Source organism: Vibrio sp. MED222 (assembly GCF_000153005.1).
GTDB lineage: Bacteria > Pseudomonadota > Gammaproteobacteria > Enterobacterales > Vibrionaceae > Vibrio > Vibrio tasmaniensis_A.
This window is the reverse complement of record NZ_CH902608.1, coordinates 123,376-138,957: the sequence shown is the minus strand read 5'-3', so window position 1 is coordinate 138,957 and position 15,582 is coordinate 123,376. Positions and strand designations below refer to the sequence as shown.

Below are 15,582 nucleotides of genomic sequence, written 5' to 3'. Positions count from 1 at the left end.
GCGCAATAGCTACCAGCAATTGCTCTAACATACCTGTCATTCTATCAATACGGTTCGATTGCCATTCAGGAAGGTTTTCACCATTCATGTTGTGCTCAAAGATAAGCTGCCAACGGTGAGGGTGTTTTTGTGCAAAATCGTGATAGCAGTATGCAAGATTGAAAAGAGCCTGTTGAGGGTTGCTCGATTGTTCAACCGCAGAAGCAGATTGGGACGACAGTTCATCTAATGTTTGAGCAACAACGTGTAAAAGGAGTAGGTTGTAGTTACCAAATACATTCACCAAGGTGCTAGGGACATAACCAATCATATTGGCAATTTTACGTAGACTTAGCTCGTGATAAGAGTGCTCTTCTAAGAAGTCGGTTACCGTCTTTAAGGTTAATTGCACTAATTGTTCGCGAGTATGATCGTTTCGTCGTGCCATGAGTACTTTCTATTAAATGAACATCGTTCAATATTTTAATGCTGCCCCAGAGTGCCGTCAATCCCTTCGCTAGTTTAGTAATCAATTAATAGCCGCAATATTATGATACATGTGTAAACGTCGTGAATATTTCATTGTTCTTTGTTAACGAGTATGATTAAGGTGTCGAAAGATAAAAAAACCTATAAAGGATAATAATGAAACGATTTTTCTCACTAGTCGCGATCCTGTTGGTAACAGTCGCGGTGACGCCAATCGCGGAAGCGAAAAAGTTTGGTGGTGGTAAGTCATTTGGCAAAAGCTTTAAAACGGCTCCAGCACCAAAACAACAAAACACAAATTCGATCCGACAAGATCAAACTGGCAAGAAAACAGCAGCAGCTAACTCTAGCAAGAAAGGCCTTATGGGCGGTCTGCTAGGTGGTTTACTTGCTGGTGGTCTTTTAGCTGCATTCTTTGGTGGCGCATTTGAAGGTATCCAGTTCATGGATATTCTGATCATGGGTCTGATTGCTTTCCTAGCGTTTAAATTCCTACGCGGAATGTTGGGCGCGAAGCAGGGCTCAATGAATCAGCAGAATGCACGCGGCCAACAGCCAGCATTCGGCGGCATGGGTCAGAACAAGTTTGAACAACCTAAGCAACAACCAAATGTTCATAACTTCGAGCAAGCACAGCCTCAATCACAACCTCATTCGCAAAATAGCGCTGGTGGTTTCGGTTTTGGTGCACAAAGCGATGTTCCACATAACTACCCACCAGGTTTTGATCAAGCGGCATTCATCAACGGTTCTCGTGAGCACTACCGTACACTGCAAGGTGCATGGAATCACAACGAGCTAAACACGATTGAAGAATACGTATCTCCAAGCCTATTTGAAGACCTTAAAGCTGAGCGTAACAAGCTAGACGGTGATCAGCACACAGACGTAATGTACGTTGATGCTGAAATCGTTCGCGCAGACCACGATGGTAGTAAAGCACAGCTAAGCCTTCAGTTTAGCGGTCGCTACCGTGACACCGCAGACGGCATTGAAGAAGATATCACTGATATCTGGCACTTAGAGCGTGACCTAACGACTCAAAATGCACCTTGGTTAATTGTTGGTATTCAAGGTTAATTCCACGATTTAACTAAACATCAATATGATGTAGTTATTCGGAATAACGGCAAATAATTCAAAGCCCCTGCTGAGAAATCAGCAGGGGCTTTTTTGTGTCTAATGATAGGTATCTGTAAGTCGCAGCAGGGAAATTGGCTTTGAGCTTTTTTTGGGAGGGAGGGGAGAAGTGTTTTAGATTCACGGAGCAATGCCAATATGACTAACACGTGGTGAACCGACAAAGAACATGTATCGACCAATTGCTTAGGCTGCGTTGCTTATCTGGTTTGTGAGCGTCATGTTGAAGTGTGGGATCACTGATGTTTGAATAGGCTAGTTCGCTTAGTCTTTTTTGCAGTATTGGGTTGGTGTTTAGTAAGTTGAGGGCGGTGTTTAGAAAGATAAGTTTAGAAGGATACAGAGCTCAGAAACGAAAAAAGCCAACTCAATGAGTTGGCTTTTCGATTTTCCAATTAAGGAGAATATGGTGGAGGGAGACGGATTCGAACCATCGAAGGCAGTGCCGGCAGATTTACAGTCTGCTCCCTTTGGCCACTCGGGAACCCCTCCAGGGTGTGTCTTACTTTTCACAAAGTAAGCCTAAATTGATGTTTTCCCATAAGCCCATCAACTAGGTTGTTCTCTTAACTCTCGAAAGAGGTAAGAAGAATATGGTGGAGGGAGACGGATTCGAACCATCGAAGGCAGTGCCGGCAGATTTACAGTCTGCTCCCTTTGGCCACTCGGGAACCCCTCCAGGGTGTGTCTTACTTTTCACAAAGTAAGCCTAAATTGATGTTTTCCCATAAGCCCATCAATCAGGTTGTTCTCTTAACTCTCGAAAGAGGTAAGAAGAATATGGTGGAGGGAGACGGATTCGAACCATCGAAGGCAGTGCCGGCAGATTTACAGTCTGCTCCCTTTGGCCACTCGGGAACCCCTCCAGGGTGTGTCTTACTTTTCACAAAGTAAGCCTAAATTGATGTTTTCCCATAAGCCCATCAACTAGGTTGTTCTCTTAACTCTCGAAAGAGGTAAGAAGAATATGGTGGAGGGAGACGGATTCGAACCATCGAAGGCAGTGCCGGCAGATTTACAGTCTGCTCCCTTTGGCCACTCGGGAACCCCTCCAGGGTGTGTCTTACTTTTCACAAAGTAAGCCTAAATTGATGTTTTCCCATAAGCCCATCAATCAGGTTGTTCTCTTAACTCTCGAAAGAGGTAAGAAGAAATATGGTGGAGGGAGACGGATTCGAACCATCGAAGGCAGTGCCGGCAGATTTACAGTCTGCTCCCTTTGGCCACTCGGGAACCCCTCCAGGGTGTTTTTCCTAACTCATAATGGATAGGCTAAAGAGATGTTTTTCCCAACGCATCTCTCAAGTGCGGAGCGCATCATAGCAAACACGTTAAACCTGTAAAGGGTTTTTCTTATGGTTTTGTGTTAAATGCTGCCTTTTTGGGCAAAGATGGCGAAAAGTACGCATATTGCTCGTGAAGTGAACATCTGTATTAAGATTTACGTACTGATAGGTAACACCTTGAGGTAATTAGCTTTATGTTTCGTGTTTGGTTCGTGTCATTAGTCATGAAACGTCAATTGAATTTAACTTAGATTTACACTTCTTGACGTTACAGCATTCATCAGTTGATAGAATACGGTTAATTTCATTTATAGATAATAATACCAATCGTAGTAAGTAATTTGTCATTCTAGCTTGTTAAAATACTCGAGAACAGCGTCAACAATTTTGATTGTAGAATAACTACTTATCGAAACTATCTGTTGAAAAGAGCTGCCTTGTTCTCAAGTCTTTTCCCTGCGCTATTTCTGACCGCTTACCTATTGTGATTGGTATAAACCTTACTTGCAGACCATTATTATGAAGCATAAAACTGTTTTAACCCTGCTTAGCTTGTCTATCATTATGGCGTCTCCAGCCGCACTAGCGAAACGTATGGGCCCTAGCACGGTCACTGTTGTTACCGAGCAAGTTGATATTCACCAAGTTAGCCAGTCTCTTTCTTTGGTCGGTAAGTTAGAAGCCGAGCGATCTGTAATGATCACTTCTGAAGTGGCTGGCAGAGTGAACTCTATTAACATAAAAGCCAATCAAGATGTCACCAAAGGGCAGATGTTGGTTCAACTCGATGACGACAAAGCAAAAGCAGCAGTTGCAGAAGCACAAGCATATTTAAAAGATGAAAAGCGTAAGCTTGCAGAATTTCAACGACTAGTGAAACGTAACGCGATCACTCAAACTGAAATTGACGCTCAGAAAACTAACGTAGAGATCGCCAATGCTCGTCTAGCTGCCGCTAATGCCAACCTGAAAGATCTACATATCAGTGCACCTTTCTCTGGTACGGTCGGTTTTATCGACTTTAGCCGCGGCAAAATGGTGACATCGGGTACAGAGCTCGTGACGTTAGATGACTTGTCTGTGATGCAGTTAGATCTTCAGATTCCTGAGCGCTACCTTTCTAAACTGTCTAAAGGTATGACAGTAACGGCTCGCACCAGTGCGTGGGGCGATACTCAGTTCACGGGAACTGTGGTGGGTATTGATTCTCGCATTAACGCCGAAACTTTGAACCTTCGAGTTCGAATCCACTTCGATAACAACAATGATTACCTAAAACCGGGCATGTTAGTGGCGGCTGATATGGACTTCCCACCAGTAGAAGCCCCAATCATTCCAGTTCAAGCGCTTGAGTATTCAGGCACTAAGCGTTTCGTTTATGTTATTGGCGAAGATAACAAAGCGACTCGTACCGAAGTATTCCTCGGGGCTCGTCTTGATAACGAAGTCGTGATCGAAAAAGGTATCGAGATTGGTCAGAAGATCGTAGTGCAAGGTATCGTGAACATGCGTGACGGTGTTTTGGTTCAAGAGCTTGCCGTCAATCGCCCTGCTAAGCTTGACGGCGATACAGCTAATCTTGATGGAAATACAGCAGCACAAGAAGGTGCTAACTAATGTTGTTATCTGATGTTTCTGTGAAGAGACCAGTAGCGGCTGTTGTATTGAGCCTGCTTTTGGTTGTGTTTGGTATTGTCTCTTTCAATAAGCTCGCAGTTCGTGAAATGCCCGATATTGAAAGCCCGGTGGTATCGATCAGTACTCGTTATGAAGGTGCATCTGCCACCATCATTGAAAGCCAAATTACCTCCAACCTTGAAGATCAGTTATCCGGCATCAGTGGTATCGATGAAATCGAATCTACGACACGAAACGGATCGTCACGAATCACCATCACCTTTGAACTTGGTTATGACCTTAATACCGGTGTCAGTGATGTGCGTGATGCGGTAGCGCGTGCTCAGCGTTCGTTGCCTGATGAAGCCGATGACCCGATTGTTTATAAGAACAATGGTAGTGGTGAAGCGTCGGTTTACATCAATCTCAGCTCGACGGAGATGGACCGAACGCAGTTAACCGATTACACCGAACGTGTGTTGATTGACCGCTTTAGTTTGATCTCTGGTGTGAGCTCGGTGGATATTTCTGGCGGTTTGTACAAAGTCATGTACGTGAAGCTGAAACCTGCGTTAATGGCGGGTCGTGGTGTTACCGCCTCTGATATTACACAAGCCCTACGTAACGAGAACATTGAAAGCCCGGGTGGCGAAGTGCGTAACGATGCGATTGTGATGTCGGTCCGTACTGCTCGTTCATATACTGAAGCCAAAGATTTCGAATACTTAGTGGTGAAACGTGCCTCTGATAACGCACCTATCTACTTGAAAGATGTAGCGGATGTTTACATTGGCGCAGAAAACGAGAACTCGACCTTTAAGAGTGACGGCGTTGTTAACGTCAGTATGGGCATTGTGCCTCAGTCTGATGCCAACCCACTTGAGGTGGCTGACTTAGTTCATAAAGAAGTAGAGGCCATTCAAAAGTTCTTGCCGGATGGAACTCGCTTGGCTGTCGACTATGACTCCACTGTCTTTATCGACCGTTCGATCTCAGAGGTTTACAGCACACTCTTTATTACGGGTGGTTTGGTTATCCTCGTGCTTTACGTCTTCATTGGCCAAGCGCGTGCAACGCTAATTCCAGCCGTGACCGTTCCTGTATCGCTAATCTCGTCGTTTATTGCGGCGTACTACTTTGGCTTCTCTATCAACCTCATCACCTTGATGGCACTTATCCTGTCTATCGGTTTGGTGGTTGATGATGCGATTGTGGTGGTTGAGAATATTTTCCACCACATTGAACGTGGTGAATCACCATTGCTTGCGGCTTATAAAGGGACACGTGAAGTAGGCTTTGCAGTAATCGCAACCACGCTAGTATTGGTCATGGTGTTCCTACCCATCTCGTTTATGGACGGTATGGTAGGCCTTCTGTTTACTGAGTTCTCAGTGCTATTGGCGATGTCGGTGATCTTTTCATCTGTCATAGCATTAACCTTGACGCCGGTTTTGGGCAGTAAAATCCTAAAAGCGAACGTGAAACCTAATCGCTTCAATCACTTTGTTGAACGTGTGTTTGGTAAGTTAGAAGGTGGGTACAAATCGGTATTGCGCCGTGCTCTAAACTGGCGTTGGGCAGCTCCAATCATCATTATTTCTTGTATGGGCGGTAGTTATGGTTTGATGCAACAAGTGCCTTCGCAACTGACGCCACAAGAAGACCGTGGTGTTATCTTTGCGTTTGTTCGTGGTGCCGATGCAACCAGTTACAACCGTATGTCTGCCAACATGGACATCGTTGAAGAGCGCCTAATGCCGCTGCTTGGTCAAGGATTCTTAAAGTCATTCAGCATTCAATCGCCAGCATTTGGTGGTAATGCGGGCGACCAAACGGGCTTCGTTATCATGATCCTGGAAGATTGGGACGAACGTGAAGAGACAGCACAACAAGCCTTGGGTGAGGTGCGTAAGTCTTTAGCGGGTATTCCTGATGTACGTGTGTTCCCGTTCATGCCAGGCTTCCGTGGTGGTTCGAGTGAGCCTGTGCAATTTGTACTGGGTGGCTCTGATTACTCTGAGCTTCAGAAATGGGGCGAACTGTTAAAGCAAGCAGCTGAAGACTCTCCAATGATGGAAGGTGCGGACATCGATTACTCTGAGAAAACACCAGAGTTGTTGGTAACCGTAGATAAGCAACGCGCAGCCGAGTTAGGTGTGAGTGTTTCGGATATTTCAGATACGTTAGAAATCATGCTTGGCGGTAAGAGTGAAACGACGTTCGTTGAACGTGGTGAAGAGTACGACGTTTACCTGCGTGGCGATGAGAACAGCTTTAACAATGCGAATGACTTAAGCCAAATCTACATGCGAACTCAGTCTGGTGAATTGGTGACACTCGATACTCTAACGCATATTGAAGAAGTAGCGTCTTCGATTCGTTTGTCGCACTACAACAAGCAGAAATCGGTGACCATCAAAGCGAACCTAATGGAAGGTTATACGCTGGGCGATGCTTTGGATTTCCTTGATGAACAAGCTATTGAGCAGCTACCGGGTGATATTTCAGTGAGTTACTCAGGTGAGTCTAAAGACTTCAAAGAGAACCAATCGAGCATCTTAGTGGTGTTTGCGTTAGCGATGTTGGTGGCGTACTTGGTACTCGCGGCGCAGTTTGAGAGCTTCATTAACCCGCTGGTGGTGATGTTCACCGTACCTATGGGTATCTTTGGTGGCTTCTTAGGCTTGGTGTTAATGAGTCAAGGGCTCAACGTTTACAGCCAGATTGGTATGATCATGTTGATCGGTATGGTGACCAAAAACGGTATCTTAATCGTAGAGTTTGCTAACCAACTTCGTGACCGTGGTATTGAGTTTGAAAAGGCGATCATTGATGCTTCAGCTCGACGTCTACGTCCAATATTGATGACGGCGTTCACCACATTAGCCGGTGCAATCCCATTGATTACTTCAACGGGCGCAGGCTATGAAAGCCGAGTGGCAGTGGGTACAGTTATCTTCTTCGGTATGGGCTTCGCTACACTGGTCACTCTGTTCGTGATCCCTGCGATGTACCGACTGATTTCCGGATCAACACGCTCTCCGGGTCACGTGGAAGCGGAGCTTAATAAAGAGCTGAGCCATGATAACGTGGGAAGAACTTCTCATGGTTAATGAACACGCACGCTCAATGAACATGCACGGTTAATGAACATGGAATAGTGTAACAATATTGAAAAGCCTGCGTTTGCTCCTAGCGAATGGCAGGCTTTTTTTGTATAACACCCATAGCTCAATGAATTAATACAAGAAAACAAATACCAAAGGAAAGTAAAGTGGCTGAATTTAAATACAAAGATCTTTCTCAAGAAGAACAAGACAAGCTGGATGCAGCAACCTTTCGTCGTCTGCTAGCACACTTAGACAATAATAAGGATGTGCAGAACATCGACCTTATGATCTTGGCGGGCTTCTGCCGTAACTGTTTCAGCAAGTGGTATAAAGCGGAAGCTGAGCAACAAGGCCTAGACTTGGATATCGATGACGCTCGTGAGCGCGTATATGGCATGACTTACGATGAGTGGAAACAAAATCACCAACCAAAAGCGACACCTGAGCAACTAGCGGCGTTTGAAGCGAAGCAGAAGCCAGAATAATTTGTTCTCGCTAGAAATTGATGAATAGAACAAACCAAAAAAGAGCCCATCAGGGCTCTTTTTATTTTTGCGTCGGTGTTTGTTCTGTGGTTAAGCCAACTCACCCGTTTGCGAGAAAGCTTCTAACTTCGCCGCGTACGGTTGTAGGTCACCAATATTCAGATTTACCCACTCGTCATTGAAGTAAGTGTCTAGGTAACGCTCACCGCTGTCACATAGCAAAGTCACAATAGAACCTGTTTCGCCACGTGCTTTCATTTCACTGGCTAACTGAAGCACACCGTACATGTTGGTACCGGTTGATGCGCCAACCTTGCGACCAAGAATGTCAGATAACCAATGTGTCGTTGCGATACTTGCTGCATCTGGAATTTTGCGCATTTCGTCAACCACACCAGGAATGAAGCTTGGCTCTGCTCGTGGGCGACCAATGCCTTCAATTTTGCTGAATGTGTTGCCTTTCACGTTCGCATTGCCGGTTTGGAAGTATTCGTGGAATACTGAGTTCTCAGGGTCGACAACACAAAGCTTAGTTTCATGCTGTTGGTAGCGAATGAAGCGGCCGATAGTTGCAGACGTACCGCCAGTACCTGGGCTCATGACTACCCACGCTGGAACTGGGTGATCTTCCATCTGCATTTGATTGAAAATGGAGTTCGCGATGTTGTTGTTACCACGCCAGTCGGTTGCGCGCTCAGCGTAGGTAAATTGGTCCATGTAGTGACCATTCAGTTCTTCTGCTAAGCGACGAGACTCATCGTAAATTTCATCTGAGCGGTCAACAAGATGCGCTTGGCCGCCGTAGAATTCAATCTGCTCAATCTTCTTCTTCGCTGTGCATTTCGGCATTACCGCAATAAACGGTAGGCCAAGTAGGCGAGCGAAGTACGCTTCAGATACTGCAGTACTGCCTGATGAAGATTCAATGATCGTTGTTTCTGGGCCAACCCAACCGTTACAGATAGCGTATAAGAACAGAGAACGCGCTAAGCGGTGCTTTAAAGAGCCTGTAGGGTGTGTGCTTTCATCTTTAAGGTAAACATCAATGCCTTCGATACTTGGTAGATCGAGCTTGATAAGGTGCGTATCCGCTGAGCGTTGGTAGTCCGCTTCAATTTTACGAATCGCGTTGTTAATCCATTGATGGTCAGTGCACATAAGCGTTCTCCTGATCGAGTGTAGGAATTCTTTGTAATTGGTATGCTTCCAATTTAGCTAGAATTTGAGAGAAAAACTTTGCCATATTTGCTTTGTTTTGCTTAAATTGTAGAAAATTATTCTCTTTAAATTCGATTTGGTGAAAGTGTGATAGATGCCGTAGATAAAAAAATATTAAGGCTGTTACAAGAAGACAGCACATTGTCATTGAACGACATTTCAGAAGCGGTCAATCTCACCACGACACCTTGTTGGAAAAGGCTTAAACGCCTCGAAGAAAACGGCATTATTGAAAAAAAAGTGGCGTTATTGAACCCTGAAAAGCTCGAACTTGCTTTTACCGCGTTCGTATTGGTGAAAACCAGTGATCATTCTCATGAGTGGTATGGTCGTTTTGTAAACACCGTATCGGAATTTCCAGAAGTGATGGAGTTTTATCGCATGGCTGGCGAATATGATTATATGATGAAGGTTCAGGTGAAAGACATGAAGTGCTTTGATGATTTCTACAAGCGCTTGGTGAATAGCATTGATGGTATCTCTAATGTGACCTCGACGTTTGCGATGGAGCCATTGAAGTACACGACGGCATTGCCTCTTTAAGCTACACCTAGCTAAAGTTAACTATCGTTTCAGTTTAGATATATTCTCAGTTTAGATCTCGCCTCTGCGATAAAGAAAAGGAATATTCATGTTTGCAAAAGTATCTACTGCTATCCAATTGGTACTGGCCGTTGCCATTTTCTATTTGGGTTACACCATCTATTCGTTTACCAATAAAATCGGTGAAATCGTTGATACTTATCCGCAGGTGATCGAGGATTTATCCGGTCTTACCAAAGGGCTAAAAGTAGAAGAGCTATTAGCGTTTGCTGAACATGTTAATGAGCTTGCTCCTCAGGTGTTAGATACCGTTGAAGACGTTAGAAAGACCGTCGAAAAAGTGAATCAAACCGTTTCATCGGTCGATAATAAAATCCCTGCGATATTAGATGAAGTTAAAAATGTCCGAACGGAAGTCGGGCAGGTAAGAACCGATGTCATCCCGCCCACATTGACTGAATTAAAACGATACCGTGTTGATGTGATGCCACCGATGCTCGCTGAAAGTAAATCTTACCGCGAACAAACTATCCCCACTGTTGTTGCCGAATCTGAAATGCTACGAGCGGAAGTTCCGGGAATTTTGGCACAAGCGAATTTACTGGCAGATAAGAGTAAAGAGTTAGCTCAGGGCGCTGCAGAGGGCGCAGTGAAAGGCGTGGTGTTATCGCCATTTAATCTACTGCGAGACGCTGGTGATGGAATTAAAACTCGAGTACAAGGTGAATTCGAACCCTTGCTAGAGGCTGAATAGAGATTACGGACTGTTACGTGACAGCTTGTCGTTAGCATCATTAAAAAGAGAGGCTAGGTATTAAACCTAGCCTCTCTTTTTGTTTTCTCGTACATATTTGGGGCTTGTAAAAAGCGTTTATTCGCTATTTATACCAATCACAGTAAGTAAGTGTTCAGGAATAGCGCAGGAAAAAAGCTTGAGAACAAGGCAGAATTTTCTGATAAGTAGTTATTCTACAATCAAAAATTCTAACGAAGTTATCGAGGTTTTTAACAAGCTAGGATGACCAGTTATTTACTACGATTGGTATTACTTGATCGCTATTTAGTAAAACGCATCACACCTTCTTGAACGGCTGTCGCTACTAGCTCACCTTTCTGATTAAAAATTTCGCCGCGCACTAGGCCACGAGTGTTCGCTGCCGTTGGGCTTTCAATCGCATAAAGCAACCACTCATCCATTTTGAATGGGCGGTGGAACCAGATAGAGTGGTCAATCGTTGCTACTTGGAAGTTCGGCGTCATGATAGAAACTTCATGAGGGTGAAGCGCCGTCACCAAGAATCCCCAATCCGATGCGTAAGCAAGCAGGTATTGGTGAATCAATTGGTTGTCTGGCATCGCGCCATTTGCTCTCACCCAAAGGTATTGTTTTGGGTCGGCTTTCTTAGGGTTAAGCGGGTTCACTATTGTTACCGGGCGCATCTCAATCGGCTTTTCGCCACAGAAAGTCTTACGCAGTTTCTCAGGCAAAAATTCAGCAATGTGACTCGCTAACTCAGTTTCTGATGCAAAATTTTCTGGCCCAGGGATATTTGGCATTTCATTCTGGTGTTCAAAGCCGGGTGCGTCACCATGATAAGAAGCCGTAAGATAGAAAATAGGGCGGCCATTTTGAATCGCTTTCACGCGGCGTGTACTAAAGCTGCGTCCATCTCTTAGGTTCTCAACATCGTAAATAATGGGTTTTTCAGGGTCGCCGGGAAATAGAAAGTAACTGTGGAACGAGTGAACACTGCGGTCGTCTTGAACCGTATAACGAGCAGCAGAAAGCGCTTGCCCTAATACTTGACCGCCGTATACCTGTGGCAGACCTAGGTTCTCACTTTGCCCGCGGAACAGGCCTTCCTCTAGTTTCTCTAGCTGAAGTAAATTGAGTAATTCATTTAAAGGTTGACTCATCGCCAGCATGCCTCTTGGTAAAATAGGTGTCAGATTATGGTGTTAATCATTCAGCTTAGTCAGATATCTGTCAATAAATCATAGGGTTTCGAGACAGAATATGAAAGCTCTCTTATAATTGGTGAGTAGATTTGCCGAGTCCGGCAAACATGTTGAGAGAAATTGAATATGAAAAAGGCTCTAATTCTTATTACGTCTTTAGTATCGTTTGGCCTACTTGTGGGTTGCCAAGCAACATCAGAAACCAGTGCTTCTCAGGAAGTGGTTGCAGAGAACACTCAAGTGATTTCAGGAACAGTAAGCTATCGTGAAAGAATTGCATTGCCAGAGAATGCAGTAGTGACTGTTACGCTAGAAGACATCTCACTGGCTGACGCACCATCGACCGTTATCGCGACTCAAGAGTTCACCACTGACGGTAAGCAAGTACCGTTCGCATTCGAGCTGAGCTACGACAACAACAAGATTAAAGCTAACCACCGTTACAACATGCGCGCAACGATTCACGTTGACGGCAAATTACGTTTCACTACTGACACCATTAAGTCAGTGATTACTGACGTAGAAAACACGCAACAAGCAGACCTACGTTTGGTTGGTGTCCGTTAATTCGAAATCGATGCCACTGTTAAGGCATCTTGATTAAGCTTAATTTAGTCAGTTGAATAGACGATTAGTGGCAGCTCTAGGGCTGCCATTTATATATTCTGAGTTTAACTTTTCCCGCGTCACTCACTTCAATCCCTTCTTCTTGCAAATGCTTTTTCTGACGATCAAAGGAATCCCCTTTCAAAGAGATCTCACCTTTACTATTGATCACCCGATACCAAGGCAGTTTGCTTCCTTCTGGTAGGTTACCCAGCGCTTTACCCACATGGCGCGCATAACCCGGAAATCCTGAAAAACGTGCGATGTCTCCATAAGTTGTTACTTTCCCATATGGAATTTGGTGAATCACAGCAAAGATTTGGGGCAAAAATTGGTCCATACTAAATGTTCCTAGTTCATTAATACCACGGATCGGTAGAAGGAGAGGGCTATGGTATTTTCAACGTTTCAGTTCTTGATCACCACATTATTAGCGGTTGTTTGCGCGAGAGCAATCAGTTTAAGTGAGGGAGATATCCCAGTACTTGCAATGGTCATTCCTGCATTATGGATTCTACCGCAGGGCGGTATCGCAGGTTTAGCTTTGCTTGCTGCCATGACCACTTACGGTCTAACCCTTCCTTTGCAACCCATCACGCTCTCTGTCAGTGTATGGGTGTTATTCCCACTATTGATGGTGGTCTTTTCAAAACGCAGCAGTTTGTCGGTCGTGATTATTTCTGGCTTGATCGTCGCAACGCTACAAGTCGGGATCATGGTGACGCAATCTGCAGGAAAGCTTGATGGCGTTCCGTGGGTTACTACGCTGCAAACCTTGTCGATCATCGTGATTTGGTGGGCGGCCAATCATCTTAAACCAGCCAGTCGACACAGCTGGTGGTCATTAGGCTTAATACTTCCATTATGGATGGCCGATTTACCTTATGCCGCTTTGGTTGCTTTGTGTGTCACGGGTATCATGGCATCGATGGAAACACTGACGCGCTTGAAAACTTTCCGTTGGAATAAGCTGTTGTGTTGGACATTGCCAACAGTCGGTTTTGCGGCTTTGGTGATCACCCCAAGTATCGAAGTGCCTAGTCCCGTTTTTGTGGTGTGGTTATGTTTGTTGGGCACCGCTTGGATGACAGACTACATCCTTCGCACCGAAGATAATGAAGACATCGATATTTAGCTCTTCTGTAACCAAACCTTTCAACTGCAGGTAAATGGCGAATTTACCTGCGATTTGCGAATGGGTTGAATAAAGGATAAGCACTTAGAACGCAATTGTTCAAAAATAGGGTGGAAGGGCTTGCAATGGTTGCTGCGATGCTTAATAATCCAATCACTCTTTGAGGCAAGCCTCTTAGAAAAAGAATCTATGGAGGCTCTGGTCCTCCCGCAACACTAACTTGTGAACTCGGTCAGGCCTGGAAGGGAGCAGCCGCAGCAGGCGACGTGTGTGCCGGGATGTGGCTGGGGCTTCCACCCATTAAAAAAGCCGCTCTTAATGAGCGGCTTTTTGCTATCTGCACTATGAGTTTTCAGAATCGACTTTTACTGTAGAGTCACAATAAAAGTGACTTTACTATGTTCGACCAAACTAAGAAATTATCCCACCCCTATAAGTTCGTTAGTTTACTATTGCTACTGCAGACTCGGAGCTTCGTGAGTTGATATCTGCCGCTTGCGATATGACTTGAGTTAGCTTTTCCAAATTTCTCCGTCTACGAGAACTGCTTGTGTATGATAGCTATCATTTAGAATTGTTGCTGCTGCAATATATCCTTCTTTCAAGTAACCAAGAGAGCTCCCACTTCGCAACGCATGTGCAGGGTAAGTCGATGCCATTTTAAAAGCTTCTTCTTCATCAATTCCCCATGCAATAATATTAGCAACAGATTGATCCATACCAATATGTGCACCAGCTAGGTTGCCATTCGAATTGACCAATTTGTTCTCAACAACTTTGATAATTTCGTTGTTGAGAACGAAGCTATTGTCTGCGCTACCGACTGAGCCCATAGCATCTGAGACAATTAGCAATTTCCCTTTCGGTTTTGCTCGGTGGGCAAGCTTGATGTTTGTAGGGGCAACGTGAATCCCATCGGTAATAATTGAGCACCACGCGTGATCAGTCATTAACGCTGTGCCAACAACGCCCGGTTCTCTGCCGTTTAGAGGAGACATTGCGTTGTATAGGTGTGTGAAGCCATCAATATGGGATAAGGTTTCTTCGCTTAGTTGCTGCTCTGTTGCATTACTATGGCCACAAGACACCAATACCCCTTTACGAGAAAGCCAGTCAATAGCGGCCGAATTTACAGCTTCAGGAGCTAAAGTAATAAGCGTTTTTCCCTGAGTTAGCCAAGGAAGGTCGAGGAGTCCGGCGACGGTAGGGTCGTAAAAATGACTGGTATCATGAGCGCCTTTTTTTTCCGGGCTTAACCATGGTCCTTCTAAGTGGACACCCAATACGCCCTTAGTTTTATTTTCTAGAGCGGAACGAGTAGCCAACAAGGCTTGTTTGATCTTTTCTGAACTGTCGCTGATTAACGTAGGTAGCAAGTAAGCAGTACCATGTTTTCTATGGGCATGGCAGATGGTTTCAATGCCTTTGACGTCGGTTTGTTGGTTGAACATGACACCGCCGCCACCGTTTACTTGGAGGTCGATAAACCCTGGTGTAAGCGTAGATGAAGGGTAGCGTATGACTTCGGCTTGCGCAGGAATACGATTCTCAGGCACGATTGAGACGATGTGGTTTTCCTGCCAAAGTAATGCGGATTCGTAGTGCATCTTCTCACCATCAAAAATACGCAGCGCTGAGATTGCTTTGAGTGTCATGAATAGTCCTTTCGCTCTTAATTGAAGAGCAGTCTTGATAAAATACGTGGTATATACAGAGCCCAAATACACTTAAACTCAGTGTTCAAAAAGAGCGGCGGCCCCTAATAGGCAAGCATCATGATTGCCCTTTGCTGGTGCTAACTTGACTTGAAATGGACGCGGACGCATCTCAATGTGCTGTGCTACCCGCTCTAAATAACCAGCCGCAAGACCCACTCCCCCCCCGATTACGATCACATCTAAATCAAGGGTGGCTTTTAAATTACAACATAACGTGGCGATAGCTTGGGCGCTTTGCTGAATAATGTGTTCGGCAGAGGGGTTAAGGTGCGCTTGCTCAAAAAGTTCGACGTTAGA

General features: G+C 44.9%; 14 protein-coding genes, 5 tRNA genes and 1 other RNA gene. 9 read left to right on the top strand and 11 right to left on the bottom strand.

Annotated elements, in window-relative coordinates; genetic code table 11:
* A partial coding sequence (locus MED222_RS09935) for a TetR/AcrR family transcriptional regulator (RefSeq protein WP_009847263.1) occupies window positions 1-427 on the bottom strand: 427 nt, incomplete at its 3' end.
* Between the two features lie 197 nt (window positions 428-624).
* On the opposite strand from MED222_RS09935, the gene MED222_RS09940 reads away from it, so the two are divergent.
* Entirely contained in the window at window positions 625-1,548 is a 924-nt protein-coding gene (locus MED222_RS09940) for a Tim44 domain-containing protein (protein ID WP_009847262.1), read from the top strand.
* A gap of 467 nt (window positions 1,549-2,015) precedes the next feature.
* Here the strand turns inward: MED222_RS09940 and MED222_RS09945 are convergent.
* The 5 genes from MED222_RS09945 to MED222_RS09965 all read right to left on the bottom strand — a co-directional run bounded on the left by MED222_RS09945 (window position 2,016) and on the right by MED222_RS09965 (window position 2,849).
* Window positions 2,016-2,100, bottom strand: a tRNA-Tyr gene (locus tag MED222_RS09945).
* A gap of 102 nt (window positions 2,101-2,202) precedes the next feature.
* Window positions 2,203-2,287 (bottom strand) — tRNA-Tyr (locus MED222_RS09950).
* Between the two features lie 102 nt (window positions 2,288-2,389).
* Window positions 2,390-2,474, bottom strand: a tRNA-Tyr gene (locus MED222_RS09955).
* 102 nt (window positions 2,475-2,576) lie between these two features.
* Window positions 2,577-2,661, bottom strand: a tRNA-Tyr gene (locus MED222_RS09960).
* Window positions 2,662-2,764: 103 nt separating this feature from the next.
* Window positions 2,765-2,849 (bottom strand) — tRNA-Tyr (locus MED222_RS09965).
* Window positions 2,850-3,413: 564 nt separating this feature from the next.
* On the opposite strand from MED222_RS09965, the gene MED222_RS09970 reads away from it, so the two are divergent.
* The 3 genes from MED222_RS09970 to MED222_RS09980 all read left to right on the top strand — a co-directional run bounded on the left by MED222_RS09970 (window position 3,414) and on the right by MED222_RS09980 (window position 8,106).
* The gene (locus MED222_RS09970) at window positions 3,414-4,511 is read left to right on the top strand and encodes an efflux RND transporter periplasmic adaptor subunit (protein WP_009847260.1); all 1,098 of its coding nucleotides are present in this window, start codon (window positions 3,414-3,416) and stop codon (window positions 4,509-4,511) included.
* Window positions 4,511-7,624, top strand: coding sequence for a vibriobactin export RND transporter permease subunit VexH (gene vexH, locus MED222_RS09975; RefSeq protein ID WP_009847259.1), 3,114 nt, complete (start codon window positions 4,511-4,513; stop codon window positions 7,622-7,624). Before MED222_RS09970 ends, vexH begins: the two co-directional genes overlap by 1 nt.
* 161 nt (window positions 7,625-7,785) lie before the next feature.
* Window positions 7,786-8,106 (top strand): DUF1244 domain-containing protein, encoded by a 321-nt coding sequence (locus MED222_RS09980; protein ID WP_004736423.1) that lies wholly within the window; start codon window positions 7,786-7,788, stop codon window positions 8,104-8,106.
* A gap of 90 nt (window positions 8,107-8,196) precedes the next feature.
* Here MED222_RS09980 and MED222_RS09985 read toward each other — a convergent pair whose 3' ends face one another.
* Window positions 8,197-9,264: a PLP-dependent cysteine synthase family protein gene (locus MED222_RS09985; RefSeq protein WP_009847258.1), complete on the bottom strand. Its 1,068-nt coding sequence runs from the start codon at window positions 9,262-9,264 to the stop codon at window positions 8,197-8,199.
* Window positions 9,265-9,411: 147 nt separating this feature from the next.
* Here MED222_RS09985 and MED222_RS09990 point away from each other — a divergent pair, with 147 nt between their 5' ends.
* Together MED222_RS09990 and MED222_RS09995 are read left to right on the top strand one after the other, a co-directional pair.
* On the top strand, window positions 9,412-9,867 hold the full coding sequence (locus tag MED222_RS09990) for an Lrp/AsnC family transcriptional regulator (RefSeq protein ID WP_009847256.1): 456 nt from the start codon (window positions 9,412-9,414) through the stop codon (window positions 9,865-9,867).
* 88 nt (window positions 9,868-9,955) lie between these two features.
* Window positions 9,956-10,621: a hypothetical protein gene (locus MED222_RS09995; RefSeq protein WP_009847255.1), complete on the top strand. Its 666-nt coding sequence runs from the start codon at window positions 9,956-9,958 to the stop codon at window positions 10,619-10,621.
* 302 nt (window positions 10,622-10,923) lie between these two features.
* On the opposite strand, the gene tesB is transcribed toward MED222_RS09995, so the two are convergent.
* Entirely contained in the window at window positions 10,924-11,784 is an 861-nt protein-coding gene (gene tesB, locus MED222_RS10000) for an acyl-CoA thioesterase II (RefSeq protein WP_012604483.1), read from the bottom strand.
* Between the two features lie 168 nt (window positions 11,785-11,952).
* Here tesB and MED222_RS10005 point away from each other — a divergent pair, with 168 nt between their 5' ends.
* On the top strand, window positions 11,953-12,393 hold the full coding sequence (locus MED222_RS10005) for a YbaY family lipoprotein (RefSeq protein ID WP_009847253.1): 441 nt from the start codon (window positions 11,953-11,955) through the stop codon (window positions 12,391-12,393).
* 76 nt (window positions 12,394-12,469) lie between these two features.
* On the opposite strand, the gene MED222_RS10010 is transcribed toward MED222_RS10005, so the two are convergent.
* A complete protein-coding gene (locus MED222_RS10010; protein ID WP_009847252.1) occupies window positions 12,470-12,772 on the bottom strand; it encodes an MGMT family protein in 303 nt (100 codons plus the stop codon).
* A gap of 51 nt (window positions 12,773-12,823) precedes the next feature.
* Between MED222_RS10010 and MED222_RS10015 the strand changes: the two genes are divergently transcribed.
* Together MED222_RS10015 and ffs are read left to right on the top strand one after the other, a co-directional pair.
* Window positions 12,824-13,567, top strand: coding sequence for a hypothetical protein (locus MED222_RS10015; protein WP_009847251.1), 744 nt, complete (start codon window positions 12,824-12,826; stop codon window positions 13,565-13,567).
* Window positions 13,568-13,763: 196 nt separating this feature from the next.
* Window positions 13,764-13,860, top strand: an RNA gene (gene ffs, locus MED222_RS21985) — signal recognition particle sRNA small type.
* 219 nt (window positions 13,861-14,079) lie between these two features.
* On the opposite strand, the gene nagA is transcribed toward ffs, so the two are convergent.
* Window positions 14,080-15,222 carry an N-acetylglucosamine-6-phosphate deacetylase gene (gene nagA / locus MED222_RS10020; protein ID WP_009847250.1) on the bottom strand — a complete coding sequence of 381 codons (1,143 nt, stop codon included), beginning with the start codon at window positions 15,220-15,222 and terminating at the stop codon, window positions 14,080-14,082.
* Between the two features lie 78 nt (window positions 15,223-15,300).
* The coding region (locus MED222_RS10025) for an ROK family protein (protein ID WP_009847249.1) at window positions 15,301-15,582 on the bottom strand (282 nt) is incomplete at its 5' end.

Coding starts and splice junctions, on each gene's coding strand:
- MED222_RS09985 (WP_009847258.1), bottom strand. CDS start 9,264: ATGTGCACTGACCATCAATGGATTAACAACGCGATTCGTAAAATTGAA.
- tesB (WP_012604483.1), bottom strand. CDS start 11,784: ATGAGTCAACCTTTAAATGAATTACTCAATTTACTTCAGCTAGAGAAA.
- MED222_RS10005 (WP_009847253.1), top strand. CDS start 11,953: ATGAAAAAGGCTCTAATTCTTATTACGTCTTTAGTATCGTTTGGCCTA.
- nagA (WP_009847250.1), bottom strand. CDS start 15,222: ATGACACTCAAAGCAATCTCAGCGCTGCGTATTTTTGATGGTGAGAAG.
- MED222_RS09940 (WP_009847262.1), top strand. CDS start 625: ATGAAACGATTTTTCTCACTAGTCGCGATCCTGTTGGTAACAGTCGCG.
- MED222_RS10010 (WP_009847252.1), bottom strand. CDS start 12,772: ATGGACCAATTTTTGCCCCAAATCTTTGCTGTGATTCACCAAATTCCA.
- MED222_RS10015 (WP_009847251.1), top strand. CDS start 12,824: ATGGTATTTTCAACGTTTCAGTTCTTGATCACCACATTATTAGCGGTT.
- MED222_RS09995 (WP_009847255.1), top strand. CDS start 9,956: ATGTTTGCAAAAGTATCTACTGCTATCCAATTGGTACTGGCCGTTGCC.
- MED222_RS09970 (WP_009847260.1), top strand. CDS start 3,414: ATGAAGCATAAAACTGTTTTAACCCTGCTTAGCTTGTCTATCATTATG.
- vexH (WP_009847259.1), top strand. CDS start 4,511: ATGTTGTTATCTGATGTTTCTGTGAAGAGACCAGTAGCGGCTGTTGTA.